Below are 15828 nucleotides of genomic sequence, written 5' to 3'. Positions count from 1 at the left end.
CACTGCGGGTCCCGGGCCGTCGTCGTGCCGGGGCCCGCGGACGCAGGCCGGGCGCGGAGGTGCGGGCTCAGTGGTACGAGATCCGGGGCCCTGGCGTGGGGCGGGTGGCCGCGTGCTCGGCGGCCATCCCACGGGGCGGGCGTCCCACGAACAGCCAGCCGAGGAGCTTCTCCTCCTCCGCCAGCCCGTAGAATCCGCGGACCGCGTCCTCGCCCTCGCCGTCGCGGTGGGACCAGACGGTGCCCCAGCCGGCGGCCCAGAACGCCGCCTCGAGCAGGGGACGGGCGCCGTGCGCCGCGTTCAGCTGCTCCTTGCGGGGGACGCCCAGGGAGTCGTCGGGACTGAAGACGAGCGCGCAGCCCAGGCCGCCCGTGCTCGCCCACTTCAGCGCGCCCCGGAAGGCCGCGAGCCGGCGCAGCTGCTTGCCCTTGAGCCGGGGGAAGGGCGCCGACATGTCGGGCACCCGGGTCAGTCCCGCCAGTGCGGCCGCGAGCTCCGGCGCGGAGCGGCGGGTGGTCACGGCCACCCGCCAGCTCAGCCCCGGATCGGCGGCCGCGGTCCCCGCGGCCGCGCGGAGCACGTCCTCCAGCTCCTCCCGCGGAGGAGCGTCCGGGGTCAGGCCGGGAGCCGGCCGGCGCTGGGCGAGGACGCGGAGGAAGGTGCGTGACATGCCGCCAGTCTTCCACCGCCCGCGCCCGGCGGGCCGGACCGGCCCGCGGATTCGTTCCCCGGCCCCGGCCGGGGAGCGACCGGCGGCCGGACCGGCGTGCCAAGATGGCTCCATGCCTTCGACATCGCACGACGCCGAGCGGCCTCTGCGTCCGGGCCCCGGCACCGAGCTCCCCCCGCTGCACGGCAACGCCGCGGGCGGGGTCGCGGTCTCGGTGCGGGTGGCCGCGGCGTGGTCGTGGCGGCTCCTCATCATCCTCGCGGCCGTGGGGCTGTTCGGGTACATGCTGTCGACGATCACGGTGGTCATCATCCCCGTGCTCATCGCCGGTCTGCTCGCCGGGCTCCTGTTCCCGCTCGTGAAGTGGCTGCGGGGGCAGCACGTGCCGGCGGGTCTGGCGTCGGGGATCGCGGTCCTCGGGCTCCTCGCCCTCGTGACGGGTCTGCTCGTGCTCGCGGGCCGACAGATCGTGCTGGGTTTCGCGCAGCTGTCCGAGAACGTCGTGGTCGGCACCCAGCAGCTGCTGGGCTGGCTCGAGGACGGGCCCCTGAACGTCAGCGCGGACAGCGTGAACGACTGGATCGACGACCTCGGCACCACGGTCCAGGACAACAGTCAGGCCATCCTGGACGGGGCCATGTCCTTCGGCTCCACGGCGGGCAGCGTGCTGACCGGCATCATCATCATGCTCTTCACCCTGCTGTTCTTCCTCATGGACGGGGAGCGGATCTGGCTCTTCCTCGTCCGGCTGTTCCCGGTCAGCGCGCGGCGGGCCGTCAACGGCGCCGGCCGCCGGGGCTGGACCTCGCTCGTGCAGTACGCGCGGATCCAGGGCTTCGTGGCGTTCGTGGACGCCGTGGGCATCGGGCTCGGCGCGGCGCTGCTCGGCGTCCCGCTCGCCCTGCCCATCGGCATCCTCGTGTTCCTCGGCTCCTTCGTCCCGATCGTGGGCGCCGTGCTCACCGGCGCGGTCGCCGTGCTCGTCGCCCTCGTGGCCAACGGCTTCGGCACCGCCCTGGCCATGCTCGCCGTGGTCCTCCTGGTGCAGCAGATCGAGTCCAACGTCCTGCAGCCGCTCGTGATGGGCCGGGCCGTGTCCCTGCACCCCCTCGCGGTCTTCCTCGCCGTCGCGTCCGGCACCATCCTCTTCGGCATCGCCGGCGCGCTGTTCGCGGTGCCCGTGATGGCCTTCCTCAACACGGTGGTGCGCTACCTGGTGGGCGGGACGTGGAAGGAGGACGACGAGATCCCGTGGGAGCCGTACTGGTTCCCGTGGGAGATCAAGAAGCACGCGCGCAAGAACGAGCTCACCCGCGACCAGGTCATGGCGCAGCTCCAGCGCTTCCGCCGGACCCGCGCCAAGGAACGGCTGCAGGCCGCGCTCAAGCGCGGCCGCCGGGACGACCGCGCCCGGGCCGCCGGGGGGACGGGTCCGGGCAGCGGCCGGAGCACCGGACAGGGGAACGCCCGGGGGACCGGCCAGGGGGCCGGCCGCGAGGCTCCCTCCGGGCCCGAGCGGTCACCGGGCAACGACTAGGATGAGGACCGCGCCCGCCGCCGGCGGGCGCTCGCCGTGGCCGGACCCAGGGGGACCGCCGCGGTCCCGCCCTGACGCACCGACCGGGAAAGAAGACCCACCGTGAGCCTGGCCGAACTGCCCGTCCGTCTCGCCGACATCCAGGACGCCGCCGCGCTCCTCGAGGGCGTGATCGACCGGACCCCGGTGACCCACTCCCGGGCGCTCTCCCGGCTGGTCGGCTCCGAGGTCAACCTCAAGGCCGAGAACCTGCAGCGCGCGGGCTCCTTCAAGGTCCGCGGCGCCTACGTGCGGATGGCCAAGCTCACCGACGAGGAGAAGGCCCGGGGCGTCGTGGCGGCCTCCGCCGGCAACCACGCCCAGGGGGTGGCCCTCGCGGCCGCCAAGCTGGGCATCACCGCCCGCATCTACATGCCGCTGGGCGCGGCCCTGCCCAAGATCGCCGCGACCCAGGACCACGGCGCGGAGGTCATCCTGCACGGCACCACCGTGGACGAGGCCCTCGCCGAGGCGCAGCGCCACGCCACCGGGACCGGTGCGGTGTTCGTCCACCCCTTCGACCACCCGGACATCGTGGCCGGACAGGGCACGCTCGGACTCGAGGTGCTCGAGCAGGTGCCCGACGTCGACACCGTCATCACCGGCGTGGGCGGCGGGGGACTGCTCGCCGGCATGGCCGTGGCGGTCAAGGCCCGCGCCGAGCAGCTCGGCCGGCCGATCCGGCTCATCGGCGTGCAGGCGGAGAACGCGGCCGCCTATCCGCCCTCCCTCGCCGGGGACGCGCTCGTGACCCTCGACCGGGTCTCGACCATCGCGGACGGCATCGCCGTGGGCAAGCCGGGGCAGCTGCCGTTCAGCATCATCAAGGAGCTCACCGACGACGTCGTGACGGTCTCGGAGGACTCCCTCGCCCAGGCGCTGATCTTCCTGCTCGAGCGCAACAAGCTCGTGGTGGAGCCGGCCGGCGCCGTCGGCGTCGCGGCCCTCCTGGACGGCCGCCTGCAGGCCGCGTACCCGGACCTCGGCAGCACGGTGGTGGTGCTCTCGGGCGGCAACGTCGACCCCATGCTCATGCTCAAGGTCATCCAGCGGGGGCTCTCCGCGGCCGGCCGGTACATGACCATCAAGATGATGCTCACCGACCGCCCGGGCGAGCTCGCGCGCATCTCCCAGCTCATCGCGGTCCAGGACGCCAACGTCACGGGCGTGGACCACACCCGGATCGGCGGCTCGCTCAGCCTGGGCGACGTGTCCATCACCATCGACATGGAGACCAAGGGGCACGAGCACTGCCGCCAGATCCTCCGGGCGCTCGAGGCGGAGGGCTACCACCCCGTCGTCGTGCACTGATCGTCGTCCGGCACCGGTCCCGGCCTTCCGACGACGACGGCGCCGGTCCCCGCGGGGACCGGCGCCGTTCGTGGACGGGGCGGCGTCAGGAGCGGCGCCGGCCGGTGAGGTAGGTGACGAACGCGCTGACGAACGTCGCGAAGACGAAGACGTTGCGCAGGCTGCCGGGGGCGCTCGCGGCCGGGTCGCCCTGACCCGCGAAGTGCAGCACGACGGCCACGACCCCGAGCACCGCCGTCAGCACCATCAGGACCGTGGTGCCGGGCCCGGGGCTGCGCAACCAGTGGGTCGTCACGGGAGCCTCAGACCTGGAACGGCTTGGCGTCCAGGATCTTCACCGGGATCTCCTTGCCGTTGGGCGCGGTGTAGGACAGCTCGTCGCCGACCCGGTGGCCGGAGATCGCGGAGCCCATCGGGGACTTCTCGGAGAAGACCTCCAGGTCGCTGCCGGCGGCCAGGTCCTCGGCCACCTCGCGGGAGCCGATGAGGAAGGTCATCGCCTCGCCGGCGATCTCCGCGGTGACGACCATGCCGGCCTCGACGACCCCGTCGTCGGCAGGGGCCTCGCCGACCTGCGCGTTCTCCAGCAGGTTCTTGAGGTGGACGATGCGCCCCTCGTTCTTGCTCTGCTCCTCGCGGGCGGCGTGGTAGCCGCCGTTCTCCTTGAGGTCGCCCTCCGAGCGCGCCTGGTCGATGCGCTCCACGATCTCGTGCCGGTACGGGCCGGAGATGTGGTCGAGCTCCTTCTTCAGGCGGTCGTACGCCTCCTGGGTCAGCCAGGCGCCGGTCTTGTTCGTGGTGGTCACAATCTCTCCTCGGTGAACGGGCGGTCGGGCCGCGGCTGCCCGCCCGGGGTCCGGGCGGGTCCGCGGCGGACCGGGACTGACGGCGTGGGGGCCGCCGGCGGTGCGGGGGTCCGCTACGCAAAGACCCCGCCCCGGTGCGGGTCGTCCGTTTCGGACGGGGTCCGGCTGCCGGGGACGGGGAGTCCTGGTCCCCAGTCTAGGCGGGGCGGGCGGACAAGCCCAAAGCTTGACGACGACGGCGACACACGGGCGCCGCGTCCGCCGAGGGGCTCAGTCCTCGAGCCAGCAGGAGTCCACGACCGCGGTGGTCGCCAGGTTGGTGGTGCGCACGGCCGCCCGGTGCGAGCTCGTCGCGCCGTCGCCCAGCCGGTCCTCGGGCACGGCCCCGATGGTCACCTCGGACCAGCCCACCACGGCGTACTCCTGGTTGAGGGCCTGCACCGCGCACGTGACGACGTCCTCGGGGCGCTTGGTGAGCTCGAAGTCCGCCGTGGCCCGCGCCTCCGAGACCACCTCGAAGCCGATGTCCTTGAACGTGGGGGCGCCCTGCCGCGCCGTGACCACCCAGACGACGAAGACGGCCGTGAGCAGGGTGGCCGCCAGGGCGATCCCGGTCCAGCCGCGCGTTCCGATCCGGCGCTCGCGGCGGGCAGCTCCGTAGCGGTCGCGGAGCAGGTCTGGGGAGTCGGTGGACACGGCGGCCTCGGGTCTCGGGGGTCAGGGGGCGGCGCCGGGCCCGGCGACCGCCCGACCACTGTAGCCGAGGCCCCTGGGAGCATCCCGGGCGCAGGACCGTCCGGCGAACGCGTAAAATGGGCCGCGGCCCGTGCCCGCACCGGCCGCGTCCCCGTCTCCCCGACCGTTCCCGAGAGGACCTCCCGAGTGACCTCCCTGTCAGAGATGCGCCTGCTGGCCGTCCACGCCCACCCCGACGACGAGTCGAGCAAGGGCGCCGCGACCATGGCCCACTACGTCCGGCAGGGGGTCGAGGTCATGGTGGCCACGTGCACCGGTGGGGAGCGGGGGTCGATCCTCAACGCCGCGATGGAGGGCCACCCGCACGCCGAGCGGGACCTGACGGGCCTGCGCCGGCACGAGATGGCGCAGGCGGCCACCGCGCTGGACGTCCACCACCGCTGGCTCGGCTTCATGGACTCGGGCCTGCCCGAGGGGGACCCGCTGCCGCCGCTGCCGTGGGGCTGCTTCGCCCTGCAGCCGCTGGAGCGCGCCGCCGCGCCCCTGGTCCGGCTCGTGCGCCGGTTCCGGCCGCACGTGATCCTCACCTACGACGAGAACGGGGGCTATCCCCACCCGGACCACATCCAGACGCACAACGTCTCCGTCGAGGCGTTCCGCGCCGCCGGCGACCCGGAGCGGTACCCGGGCCTCGGCGAGCCGTGGACCCCGCAGAAGCTCTACTACGACCGGGCGTTCAACGTGGAGCGCTTCGTCGCCCTGCACGAGGCCCTCGAGGAGCGCGGCCTGCAGTCCCCGTACGCGGCCCGGATCGCGATGCTGCAGGAGAGCGACCCGGAGGGCCACCGCCCGCCGGCCCCCCGGCACGAGACCACCACCAAGGTGCGGTGCCCGGACACGTTCGCGCTGCGGGACGAGGCGCTGCGCAGCCACCGGACCCAGGTGGCGCCGGACGGGATGTTCTTCGCCGTCTCCGCCGAGCTGCAGTCCCAGGTGTGGCCGTGGGAGGACTACGTCCTGGCGGAGTCCCGGGTGCCGACCGACCTGCCGGAGCACGACCTGTTCGCCGGGATCGTGGGCTGAGCGCCGCGATGACCACCGTGCCGAACGTGCTCGCCCTGCTGCCGGCGATGGCGCCCAACCCGATCGACGAGGGGACCCTGCGCCCCGGCCTGGACCCGAGCCAGGTGACCCCCGGGACGCTCGGCTTCCTCATGACGCTGCTGCTGGCCGTGGCCGTCATCTTCCTCGTGCGGGACTTCAACCGCCGCAACCGGCGCCTGCGCTACCGCGCGGAGTACGCCGAGCGCCGCGCCGCCGAGGAGCGGGCGGCCGGACACGCCGCGGCGGACGGCGCCGGGTCCGGCGGAGCCCGGACCGACCGTGCCCGGGCCGACGGCGCCCCGGCAGGCGGTGCCGGCGCGGGCCGGGCCGGGGGAGAACCGGTGGCGCCGGCCGAGGAGCCGGAGGGCCCCGACCGGCGCGGCTGAGACCGGGGCCCGCCCGCGGGCCCGTGTGCAGGACCCGAGATCCGAGGAGCCCTCGTGCCCAACCGATTGACCGGACAGTCCTCCGCCTACCTGCGCCAGCACGCGGACAACCCCGTGGACTGGCAGCCGTTCGACGACGCCGCGTTCGCGGAGGCCGCCCGCCGCGACGTGCCGGTGTTCCTCTCGGTGGGCTACGCCGCCTGCCACTGGTGCCACGTGATGGCCCACGAGTCCTTCGAGGATCCCGGGATCGGCGCCTATCTCAACGAGCACTTCGTGCCCGTCAAGGTGGACCGCGAGGAGCGCCCCGACGTGGACGCGACCTACATGGCGGCCACGCAGCTGATCACCCGCCAGGGCGGCTGGCCCATGAGCGCGTTCCTCACCCCGGACGGGCGGGCGTTCCACGCGGGCACGTACTTCCCGCCCCGCCCGGCCCACGGCATGCCGTCCTTCCGGCAGGTCCTGGAAGCGGTGGCCGCGACGTGGTCCACCCGCCGGGACGAACTCGAGCAGGCCGCGGACGCGGTCGCCCGGGCGATCGCGGGGCAGGCGGAGGACCTGCGCTCCGCCCTCGACGGTGCCGCCGTGACCGTGCCGGCGACCGTGCCGTCCCAGGAGGACGGGACGGACCCGGCCGCGGTGGCGCTCGAGGCGCTCCTGCGGGAGGAGGACCCCGTGCACGGGGGCTTCGGCGGCGCCCCCAAGTTCCCGCCCTCCACGGTGCTGCCCCTCCTGGAGCGGCTCGCCGCCGGCGACGCCCCGGGGACCGCGGACCGGGCGCAGGGCCTGCTCGGGCGGACGCTCGGCGCGATGCGCGGCTCCGCGCTGTTCGACCACGTGGGCGGCGGCTTCTACCGGTACTCCGTGACCCGGGAGTGGTCCCTGCCGCACTACGAGAAGATGCTCTACGACAACGCCCAGCTGCTGCGGGCCTTCGCGCGCGCCGCGGCCCTCGAACCCGGCGCCGGCCACGGGCGGACCGCCGCGGACACCGCCGGGTTCCTGCTGGCCGGGCTGCGCCTGCCCGGCGGGGCGTTCGCGTCCTCCCTGGACGCGGACACGGCCGCCGCGGACGGCGACGTGCACGGCGGCGAGGGCGCGTTCTACGTGTGGCGCCGGTCCGAGCTGCGGGAGGTCCTGGGCGCCGACCGCGGCACGGCGGTGGCCGACCTCATGGGCGTGGCGGCAGGAGCCCCGCAGCCCCTGCACCCGGGGCGCGTCCTGGACGAGGCGGAGCAGGCCCTGTGGGACGGGGCCCGCCCCGCGCTCGCGGCCGCGCGGGCCCGGCGCCCGGCTCCCGCCCGGGACGACAAGGTCGTGGCCGGCTGGAACGGCATGACGGTCGCCGCGCTCGCGGAGGCCGGGGTGCTGCTGGGGGACCCGGCGCTCGTGCTCGCCGCCGAGGAGGCCGCGGGGCACCTGTGGGCGGTCCACTGGGACGCGTCCCGCCGGAGACTGGCGCGCACCAGCCACGCGGGCTCGGCGGAGCACTCGATCGAGGGCCTGCTCGAGGACTACGCGATGGTGGCCGAGGGCTTCCTGGTCCTGTACCGGGCCACCGGGGCGACGCCCTGGTACGAGCGGGCCCGGGAGCTCGCGGACGTCGCGGGGGAGCGGTTCTCGCAGCGGGGCCCGGACGGCGCGCCGGACGCCCCTGAGCGGGTGTGGTCCGACCTGGCCGACGTCCCCGCGCCGCTGCTCGCCGCCGGCACCTCCGGGCGGGCCGACCCCCTCGACGACGTCACGCCGGCCGGGACGGCCGTGCTCGCCGCGGTGCTCGTGGAGCTGTGGGCCCTCGAGGAGGACGAGCGGAGGATGCGGCCGGTCGCGTCCCTGCTGGGCTCCCTGGACCTGCTGGCCCGCCGCTCGCCCCGCAGCGCCGGACGGGCGCTGGCCGTGCGGGCGGAGCTCGCGTCCGCCCCGGCCCACGTGGTGCTCGCAGGCGGGACCGCCGAGGACAAGCTCGCGGCGCGCCGGGCCGTGGGGCCCGCCGCGGTGCTGAGCACCAGGGTGGTGGACGCCGACGCCCCGGGGGCGCCGGGCGCGGCCCGCGGGAAGACCGCGCTCGGCGGGCGGTTCACGGTGTACGTGTGCCGGGACTTCGCCTGCCGCGCTCCCGTCCACTCGGTCGCGGAGCTCCAGGAGCAGCTGGCCGGGGCGGGACCGCTCAGCTGAGCATCGCGAGCATGATCGCCACGTAGTGCAGCACGAAGCCCAGCACCGTGAAGGCGTGGAAGACCTCGTGGAAGCTGAACACCTCGGGGAGCAGGCGCGGGCGCCGGGTGCCGTAGACCACGGCGCCGGTGATGTAGGCGATGCCCCCGGCGGCGGTCAGCGCAGCCGCCGGGGGGCTGGTCTGCCAGAACTGCGGCAGGTAGAACAGCGCCAGGCAGCCCATCACCACGTACAGCGGCGTGTACAGCCAGCGGGGCGCCAGGGTCCACAGCAGCCGGAAGAGCACCAGGCCGGCGGCGCAGGACCAGATCACCACCAGCAGCAGCCGGGACTGCGGCGGGTCCAGCAGCGCGACCGCCAGCGGGGTGTAGGTGCCGGCGATCAGCAGCGCGATGTTCGAGTGGTCCATCCGGCGCAGGACCATGTGCAGCCGCCGGGGCCAGTAGGCGCGGTGGTAGATCGCCGACACGCCGAACAGCAGGATCCCCGTCACGCCGTACACGGCGCACGCGATCCGCAGCTCGGTGGTGGGCGCCAGCAGGATCGCCACAAGACCCAGGGCGACGACGACGGGCGTGAAACTCGCGTGGATCCAGCCCCGCCACGCGGGCTTGCGCTCCACGAGGCCCTCGAGCCCGTGCTCGACCGCCCCCTCGACGCGGCCGGCGGCCCGGCCCACGGGCCCGTGCGTGTGCTCCATGATCTTCCTTCCGGCGTGCTGGGCGTGAGTCCGTCCGGTCTCCCACCGGGTAGTTTAGGAGGCGTCGCCGAGAGCCGGCCGGGTCCGTGACCACCACCACGCCCGGCACCGTGGCCCCCACCACGTCCGGCCCCACCGCCGACACCGTGCGCGAGAACCCGGGAGGAAGCACAGATGCGCAAGCCACGGCCGCTCTACCGGTTCTACGAGCGCCGGCTCTCCGCCGAGCTCGACCCGCGGCGGCTGCCCAAGCACGTCGGCGTCCTCGTGGACGGCAACCGGCGGTGGGCCAAGCAGTTCGGCGCCTCGACCGAGGACGGGCACAAGGCGGGGGCGCAGAAGATCGTCGAGTTCCTCGGCTGGTGCCGGGAGCTGGACATCGAGGTGGTCACCCTGTACATCCTCTCGACCGAGAACCTCAAGCGCCCGGCCGCGGAGCTGGAGCCCCTGCTCGAGATCATCTCCGACCTCATGGACACCCTCACCGAGGCGGGCATCTGCCGGGTCCAGCCCGTCGGCGCCCTCGAGATGCTGCCGCCGAGGCTCGCGGCGTGCCTGGCGGACCTCACGGAGCGCACCGCGGACAACGCCGGCCCGCACCTGAACATCGCGGTCGGCTACGGCGGCCGCCAGGAGATCGTGGACGCCGTGCGGGAGGTCCTCACCGAGGCCCTCGACGCCGGCACGGACGTCCGGGAGCTCGCGCAGAGCCTGTCCGTGGAGGACATCTCCCAGCACCTCTACACGCGCGGGCAGCCGGACCCGGACCTGCTGATCCGCACCTCGGGCGAGCAGCGGCTCTCCGGGTTCCTCATGTGGCAGTCCGCCTACAGCGAGTACTACTTCTGCGAGGCGCTGTGGCCGGACTTCCGGCGCGTGGACTTCCTGCGGGCGCTGCGCGACTACGCCTCGCGGCAGCGGCGCTTCGGCGGCTGAGCACGCCCGTCCCCGCCCGTCGTCGTCCCGGATGCCGTGCCGGACCTGGGCCCGGGCATCGCCCCCGGTGGTCGCGGGCAATTTCCGCGCCGTTCACCGTTTCTGCTCGCGTGGCGGGTCCGGTCCGCATACGTTGTCCTCAGGTGGACGGCGCGGACGCCGCCGACCGGATCGAGGAGGAAGGGCCGCCATGAGCATCTCCAAGAAGCAGGAGCGCATCGTCGACATCTCCGCCCCCCTGGGCGCCGGGGTGCGCTCCTACGTGATCGACACGTCGGTGCTGCTGTCCGATCCCCGGGCGATCCTGCGCTTCGCCGAGCACCAGGTGGTGCTGCCCGTCATCGTGATCACCGAGCTGGAGGGCAAGCGGCACGACCCGGAGCTGGGCTACTTCGCCCGGCAGGCGCTGCGGCTGCTGGACGACCTGCGCGTGGAGCACGGCGGGCTCAACCGGCCCGTGCCCCTCGGGGACCAGGGCGGGAGCCTCGTCGTGGAGCTCAACCACGTCTCGGACACCGTCCTGCCGGTGAGCTTCCGGCTCAAGGACAACGACTCCCTGATCCTGGCCGTGGCGCTGAGCCTCGCCAACGAGGGCAAGGACGTGTGCATCGTCTCCAAGGACCTGCCGATGCGGGTCAAGGCCTCCGCCCTGGGCCTCGAGGCCGAGGAGTACCGGGCCGAGTGGGTCGGCTCCGACGTCGAGTGGTCCGGGACCGCGGCGCTCGAGGTGCCCGACGACGTGGTGGACCGGCTCTACGGCGGCGAGGCCGTCGTGGTCCCGGGCGCCGAGGGGCTGCCGGCCAACACGGGTCTGACGCTGCACTCCGTGCGGGGCAGCGCCCTGGCCCGGGTCCGCGCCGACGGCTCCGCCCGGGTGGTGCGCGGCGACCGGGACGTCTTCGGCGTGCACGGACGCTCCGCCGAGCAGCGGCTCGCGATCGACCTCCTCCTCGACCCCGAGGTGGGCATCGTGTCGCTGGGCGGGCGAGCCGGCACCGGCAAGTCCGCCCTCGCCCTGTGCGCGGGCCTGGAGACGGTGATGGAGCGCCGCGAGCACCGCAAGGTCATGGTCTTCCGGCCCCTCTACGCGGTGGGCGGTCAGGAGCTCGGCTACCTGCCCGGCTCCGAGGAGGAGAAGATGAACCCGTGGGGCCAGGCGGTGTTCGACACCCTCGGGGCGCTGGTCTCGCAGGAGGTCGTCGAGGAGGTGCTCGACCGGGGCATGCTCGAGGTGCTGCCGCTGACCCACATCCGCGGCCGGTCCCTGCACGACGCCTTCGTGATCGTGGACGAGGCGCAGTCCCTCGAGAAGAACGTGCTGCTCACCGTGCTGTCCCGCATCGGGCAGAACTCCAAGGTGGTCATGACCCACGACGTCGCCCAGCGCGACAACCTCCGGGTCGGCCGCCACGACGGGGTCACCGCCGTGGTCGAGGCGCTCAAGGGCCACCCGCTCTTCGGCCACGTCACGCTGACCCGCTCGGAGCGCTCGCCGATCGCCGCCCTGGTCACGGAGGTGCTGGGCGACCTGGACGGCTGAGCCCCGGCAATCCCCGGACGTGCTGAGGGCCTCCGGAGCCCCGGGGACCCCAGGGGTCCGAGCGGACCTCAGGGGCCGACGGGCCAGGGCAGGTGCCTGCTCACGTCCGTGAGGTCCAGGCGCACCGAGCGGAAGAGGTCGTCGATGAAGTACTCGTCGACGGCCTCGACCCGCAGATCGTGGCCCGTGCCGGCCAGCGGCCCCTCGAGCACCTCGGAGCGGACGCAGATCGCCGTCCGCTCGTCGAGGAGCAACCGGGTGCGGGCCGGGGCGAGGGGGTGCCCCGGCGTCGTCGGGGTGTAGGCGTGGCCGGGGACGACCACGGCGGCGCGCACGCGCCGCCCGTGGTGGGTGCCGGAGCTGACCTCCTCGACCGTGCAGGGCCGCCGCTCCGGCAGATAGGGCGGCACGGGGGCGTCCCCGGCCAGCTCGACCGGGTCGAGGATGGCCTGCCAGCGACCGCCGCCGAAGACGGGGTCCCCGTAGGCCGCCTCGGGCCGGCGCTCGACGAGCCCGGAGTCCGTGAACACCGGGGCCACGAGCTGCGGCGCGAGCAGCCACGAGGCCGAGGTCGAGGCGACGTAGAAGTCGTCGCGGGACTGCTCCCGCGTGCCGGCCGTGTACAGCGGAGTGCCGTCCAGGGCCTCGACGCGCAGCCCGTCCGGGCGGCGGATCCAGGCCCGGACCGGTCGGCGGGGCACGGCGTCCGCCGGGGCCAGCCAGGACAGCACGAAGCGCACGGTGTCCCAGCGCCACGGCGAGGAGCGGCTCAGCGCGCAGAACTCGTCCTGGTCGTCGGGCGCGGGGACGGGGGAGCGGGGCATGGCCCCAGTCTAGGGACGGCCCCGGGCGTCCACAGGCGCCCCGTGCCGGCGGCGGCCGGGGCTACGATGCCCGGTGTGGGCACCTTCCTGACCGAGCAGTTCGCCCGCGGGGACACCGCCGGGTGGGCCGCCGGCGCGCTCGCGGCGCTCGGCACCGCCGTGCTCGCGGTCGCGTGCGCGTGGCTGTGGCGCACGGACGTCCGGGAGCACCGCCTGCCCGGCCGCGTGGTGCGCCCGCTCTACCCCGTGTGCGGGGTGCTGCTGGGCGGGGCGGCGGTCGTGGCCGGCGAGCCCGTCCGGCTGCTGTGGATGCTGTGGGGCCTGGTGGTCGTGGGCGGGCTGTACGTCCTGCTCCGCATGCTCCACCCGGGCGGAATGGGCATGGGCGACGTCCGGCTCTCCGGGCTGCTCGGCATGTGCCTGGGCTTCGTCTCCGTCTGGCACGCCGTGCTGGGGGCGGCGGCCGGGTTCGTGCTCGGCGGGCTCGCCGGCGCCGTGCTCGTGGCGCTGGGCCGTGTCGACGCCCGCTCCCAGGTGGCGTTCGGCCCCGCCATGATCACCGGGGCCCTCGGGGTCCTCCTGCTGCCCTGACCCGGGCCGGCCTGCCACAATGGGCCCGGAGTCCACGCCCCGAGACCCCCACGAGGAGCCCGCATGCCCACCCCCGAGTTCGTCCTGTCCCTGCGGGAGAAGATCGGCCACGACCTGCTCTGGCTGCCCGCCGTCACCGCCGTGGTGCTGCGCGAGGACGGCCGGGTGCTGCTGGCCCGGCGCAGCGACAACGGCAACTGGGGGCTGGTGAGCGGGATCGTGGAGCCCGGCGAGGAACCGGCGGTCACGGCGGTGCGCGAGTGCCTGGAGGAGACCGGCGTCGTCGCCGTCGTGGAGGATCTCGTGGCGGTCAGGGCGGGGGAGCCCGTGCAGTACCCGAACGGGGACCGCTGCCAGTTCCTGGACCACACCTTCCGCTGCCGCTGGGTCGCCGGCGAGGCGCGCGTCAACGACGACGAGTCGCTCGAGGTCGGCTGGTACTCCCCGGACGGGCTCCCGCCCATGCCGCCCCACCAGCTCGAGCGGCTGCGGGCCGCGCGGGCGCACAGCGGCCCACCCCGCTTCGTGGTCTGAGCGCCGTCCCCGTCGGCGGGCGTCGAGACGGTGCGAGCCCGCTCCCTCAGGACCGGGCTGCTGGGACCTGTCCGGCGGGAGAGCCGATGATCGACCGTGCCGTGCGGCGGGCGAGCGCCACGGGATCAGCCGGCGCACCGCGCAGGAGACTGCTGAGCACCCCGTTGTAGAGCAGCAGCAGCGCCGAGGCCGTGGCGGCCGGGTCCTGGCACCCGGCGTCCCGGGCGAGGTCCGCCAGCCGGTCGGTGACCAGCCGGGTGTCCTGCCGGATCAGCTCGAACACCGGGTCCGTCCGCACGTCCTCGGGAGCAGGGCGCTCGGAGGCGGTGGCCAGGAAGCAGCACCACTGGGTCGGTCCGGCCGACGCACGGAAGGACTCGACGGCGTCGAAGACCGCCAGCAGACGCTCCTCCCCGGTGCCGGCGCCGGCGACGGCCTCGTCCCAGTGCCGGGCCCAGGTGTCGAGCCGGCGGGCGAGCACCTCGCGCAGGAGGTTGTCCTTGGAGCCGAAGTGCTTGTAGAGCGTCACGATCGCCACTCCGGCCGCTGCGGCGACCCGGTCGACGCCCGTCGCGGCGATGCCGTCGGAGAAGAACAGCTCCTCGGCGGCGTCGAGGATGCGGTCCCGCGTGTGCTGGGGATTGGCCATGCCCCTAGTGTAACGTTCGTTCTGGTGAAACGACCGTTATGCTCAGGGGGCAGAGATGACCGGAACCACCGTGGACCGCCGGGCGGGAGCCGGCCTCGGGGCGGCAGTGGCGGGCATGCTGCTGATCGCCGCCACCTACGGCATGGCACGTTTCGGGGTGGGCCTCTTCGCTCCGGTCCTGAGCGCCCAGCGGCCGGACCTCACGGGTGTCCTCGGCTGGGCGGGAGCCGCGCAGTTCACCTCGTACTCGCTGGCCGCGGTGGTGGCCGCACGGTGGGTCGACCGGCGCCCTCGTGCCGGGCTGCTGCTCGCCGGGGCCACCGCGGTCCTCGGGTGCCTGGGGGTGGCGGTCGCCTCGACCCCGCTGCTGTTCGTGGTCGCGGTCTTCGTCGGCGGCATGGGCGGAGGATTCGCCTCTCCCGCGCTGGTGCCGGTCATCGACGCGGTCGTCGCCCCGCACACCACCGCGACGGCGCAGTCCGTGGTGAACTCCGGAACGGCCGTGGGCGTGATCGGGGCCGGGGTGGTGGCCTCGACGGCCGCGGCGGTCGGTCCGGCCTGGGTGTTCATGGCGCTGGTGTGCGCGGCGGCCACGGCGGCGGCGTGGTGTTCCGCCCGGGCGGGCACCGGTCCCGCCTCGGCTCGTCGTCCCACCGCGGAGCCGCCCTCCGTGCCCGCCGGGGGCTCGTCCGCCGTGCCTGTCCGGGGTCCGTCCGCCCCGCCGCCCCGGGGCCCGTGGCGGCTCCTCGTCCGCCCCGGCGCGGCGGCGGTCGTCGCAGGCGCCGGCTCGTCCCTGATCTGGACGTTCGGGCCGCTGCTGCTCACCGGCTCCGGTGCTGTCCCCCCGGCGCGGGTCGGAGGGCTGTGGATCGCCCTCGGGCTGGGGGGTCTCCTCGGCGCGCTCACCGGCACACTGGTCCGGCGCGCGGGAATCCGCGGTGCATGGTGCTGGTGCGCGAGTGCGCTGGCCGTGGCCGCCGCCGGAGTCGCGGTGTCCGTGGGGGCCGGCAGCGCCTGGGTGGCCCACGGCAGCATGGCCCTCTTCGGTGCCGGCTACATGGGCCTGTCCGGTGTGCTGATCCTCTGGGCACGCCGGCTCTGGCCGGGCAGCGCCGGGGCGGGCACGTCCGTGCTCTTCATCGCCCTGGCCACCGGGCAGGCGCTGGGCTCTGCCGGTTTCGGGCTGGCCCGGGAGGTGGCGGACCCGGCGGTCCTGGCGGTGCCGGCCGCCGGCCTGTGCGTCCTGGCCGGTGTCACGGCCGGGGTGCGGAAGCGGTGACCGTCCCGGCGCATCCCCTCGGGGCCTGCCGCAGTGCTCCGCGCACAG

17 protein-coding genes are annotated in these 15828 nt (G+C 74.7%); 10 read left to right on the top strand and 7 right to left on the bottom strand.

Features of this window, described 5'->3' with window-relative positions; all coding sequences use genetic code 11:
• Positions 1–67 precede the first annotated feature (67 nt).
• Positions 68–670, bottom strand: coding sequence for a nitroreductase family protein (locus tag ACFYE3_RS08715; RefSeq protein ID WP_387608093.1), 603 nt, complete (start codon positions 668–670; stop codon positions 68–70).
• Positions 671–782: 112 nt separating this feature from the next.
• On the opposite strand from ACFYE3_RS08715, the gene ACFYE3_RS08710 reads away from it, so the two are divergent.
• Positions 783–2207 carry an AI-2E family transporter gene (locus tag ACFYE3_RS08710; RefSeq protein ID WP_387608091.1) on the top strand — a complete coding sequence of 475 codons (1425 nt, stop codon included), beginning with the start codon at positions 783–785 and terminating at the stop codon, positions 2205–2207.
• Between the two features lie 102 nt (positions 2208–2309).
• Positions 2310–3557 carry a threonine ammonia-lyase gene (ilvA, locus tag ACFYE3_RS08705; protein WP_387608090.1) on the top strand — a complete coding sequence of 416 codons (1248 nt, stop codon included), beginning with the start codon at positions 2310–2312 and terminating at the stop codon, positions 3555–3557.
• 85 nt (positions 3558–3642) lie between these two features.
• Here the strand turns inward: ilvA and ACFYE3_RS08700 are convergent, their stop codons facing one another.
• The 3 genes from ACFYE3_RS08700 to ACFYE3_RS08690 all read right to left on the bottom strand — a co-directional run bounded on the left by ACFYE3_RS08700 (position 3643) and on the right by ACFYE3_RS08690 (position 5059).
• Positions 3643–3852 (bottom strand): hypothetical protein, encoded by a 210-nt coding sequence (locus tag ACFYE3_RS08700; protein WP_368821578.1) that lies wholly within the window; start codon positions 3850–3852, stop codon positions 3643–3645.
• Positions 3853–3859: 7 nt separating this feature from the next.
• A complete protein-coding gene (gene greA / locus ACFYE3_RS08695; RefSeq protein WP_368832813.1) occupies positions 3860–4363 on the bottom strand; it encodes a transcription elongation factor GreA in 504 nt (167 codons plus the stop codon).
• Positions 4364–4633: 270 nt separating this feature from the next.
• Positions 4634–5059, bottom strand: coding sequence for a DUF4307 domain-containing protein (locus ACFYE3_RS08690; RefSeq protein WP_387608088.1), 426 nt, complete (start codon positions 5057–5059; stop codon positions 4634–4636).
• Between the two features lie 204 nt (positions 5060–5263).
• Here ACFYE3_RS08690 and mca point away from each other — a divergent pair, with 204 nt between their 5' ends.
• The 3 genes from mca to ACFYE3_RS08675 are packed head-to-tail and all read left to right on the top strand — an operon-like array spanning position 5264 to position 8727.
• Complete coding sequence (mca, locus tag ACFYE3_RS08685; protein WP_387608505.1) at positions 5264–6142, top strand: mycothiol conjugate amidase Mca; 879 nt, start codon at positions 5264–5266, stop codon at positions 6140–6142.
• Between the two features lie 8 nt (positions 6143–6150).
• Positions 6151–6549, top strand: coding sequence for a hypothetical protein (locus ACFYE3_RS08680; protein ID WP_387608085.1), 399 nt, complete (start codon positions 6151–6153; stop codon positions 6547–6549).
• A gap of 54 nt (positions 6550–6603) precedes the next feature.
• Positions 6604–8727, top strand: a complete 2124-nt coding sequence (locus ACFYE3_RS08675) for a thioredoxin domain-containing protein (RefSeq protein WP_387608083.1) — start codon at positions 6604–6606, stop codon at positions 8725–8727.
• Here ACFYE3_RS08675 and trhA read toward each other — a convergent pair.
• Positions 8720–9427 carry a PAQR family membrane homeostasis protein TrhA gene (gene trhA / locus ACFYE3_RS08670; protein ID WP_387608082.1) on the bottom strand — a complete coding sequence of 236 codons (708 nt, stop codon included), beginning with the start codon at positions 9425–9427 and terminating at the stop codon, positions 8720–8722. The genes ACFYE3_RS08675 and trhA overlap by 8 nt on opposite strands.
• Positions 9428–9601: 174 nt before the next feature.
• On the opposite strand from trhA, the gene ACFYE3_RS08665 reads away from it, so the two are divergent.
• Complete coding sequence (locus ACFYE3_RS08665; RefSeq protein ID WP_368821570.1) at positions 9602–10363, top strand: isoprenyl transferase; 762 nt, start codon at positions 9602–9604, stop codon at positions 10361–10363.
• A 190-nt stretch (positions 10364–10553) separates the two neighbouring features.
• Positions 10554–11903 (top strand): PhoH family protein, encoded by a 1350-nt coding sequence (locus tag ACFYE3_RS08660; protein ID WP_368832819.1) that lies wholly within the window; start codon positions 10554–10556, stop codon positions 11901–11903.
• Between the two features lie 68 nt (positions 11904–11971).
• On the opposite strand, the gene ACFYE3_RS08655 is transcribed toward ACFYE3_RS08660, so the two are convergent.
• A complete protein-coding gene (locus ACFYE3_RS08655; RefSeq protein ID WP_387608080.1) occupies positions 11972–12727 on the bottom strand; it encodes a hypothetical protein in 756 nt (251 codons plus the stop codon).
• A 66-nt stretch (positions 12728–12793) separates the two neighbouring features.
• Here ACFYE3_RS08655 and ACFYE3_RS08650 point away from each other — a divergent pair, with 66 nt between their 5' ends.
• Together ACFYE3_RS08650 and ACFYE3_RS08645 are read left to right on the top strand one after the other, a co-directional pair.
• The gene (locus ACFYE3_RS08650) at positions 12794–13318 is read left to right on the top strand and encodes a prepilin peptidase (protein ID WP_387608078.1); all 525 of its coding nucleotides are present in this window, start codon (positions 12794–12796) and stop codon (positions 13316–13318) included.
• A 63-nt stretch (positions 13319–13381) separates the two neighbouring features.
• Positions 13382–13852: an NUDIX hydrolase gene (locus tag ACFYE3_RS08645; protein ID WP_387608076.1), complete on the top strand. Its 471-nt coding sequence runs from the start codon at positions 13382–13384 to the stop codon at positions 13850–13852.
• Positions 13853–13898: 46 nt separating this feature from the next.
• On the opposite strand, the gene ACFYE3_RS08640 is transcribed toward ACFYE3_RS08645, so the two are convergent.
• Complete coding sequence (locus ACFYE3_RS08640) at positions 13899–14501, bottom strand: TetR/AcrR family transcriptional regulator (RefSeq protein WP_387608074.1); 603 nt, start codon at positions 14499–14501, stop codon at positions 13899–13901.
• Between the two features lie 55 nt (positions 14502–14556).
• On the opposite strand from ACFYE3_RS08640, the gene ACFYE3_RS08635 reads away from it, so the two are divergent.
• Positions 14557–15780 (top strand): MFS transporter, encoded by a 1224-nt coding sequence (locus tag ACFYE3_RS08635; RefSeq protein ID WP_387608072.1) that lies wholly within the window; start codon positions 14557–14559, stop codon positions 15778–15780.
• Positions 15781–15828: the final 48 nt, after the last annotated feature.

This window comes from Kocuria arenosa (assembly GCF_042879215.1).
GTDB lineage: Bacteria > Actinomycetota > Actinomycetes > Actinomycetales > Micrococcaceae > Kocuria > Kocuria arenosa.
The sequence above is the reverse complement of the archived record's forward strand: the minus strand, read 5'-3'. Positions and strand labels throughout refer to the sequence as shown.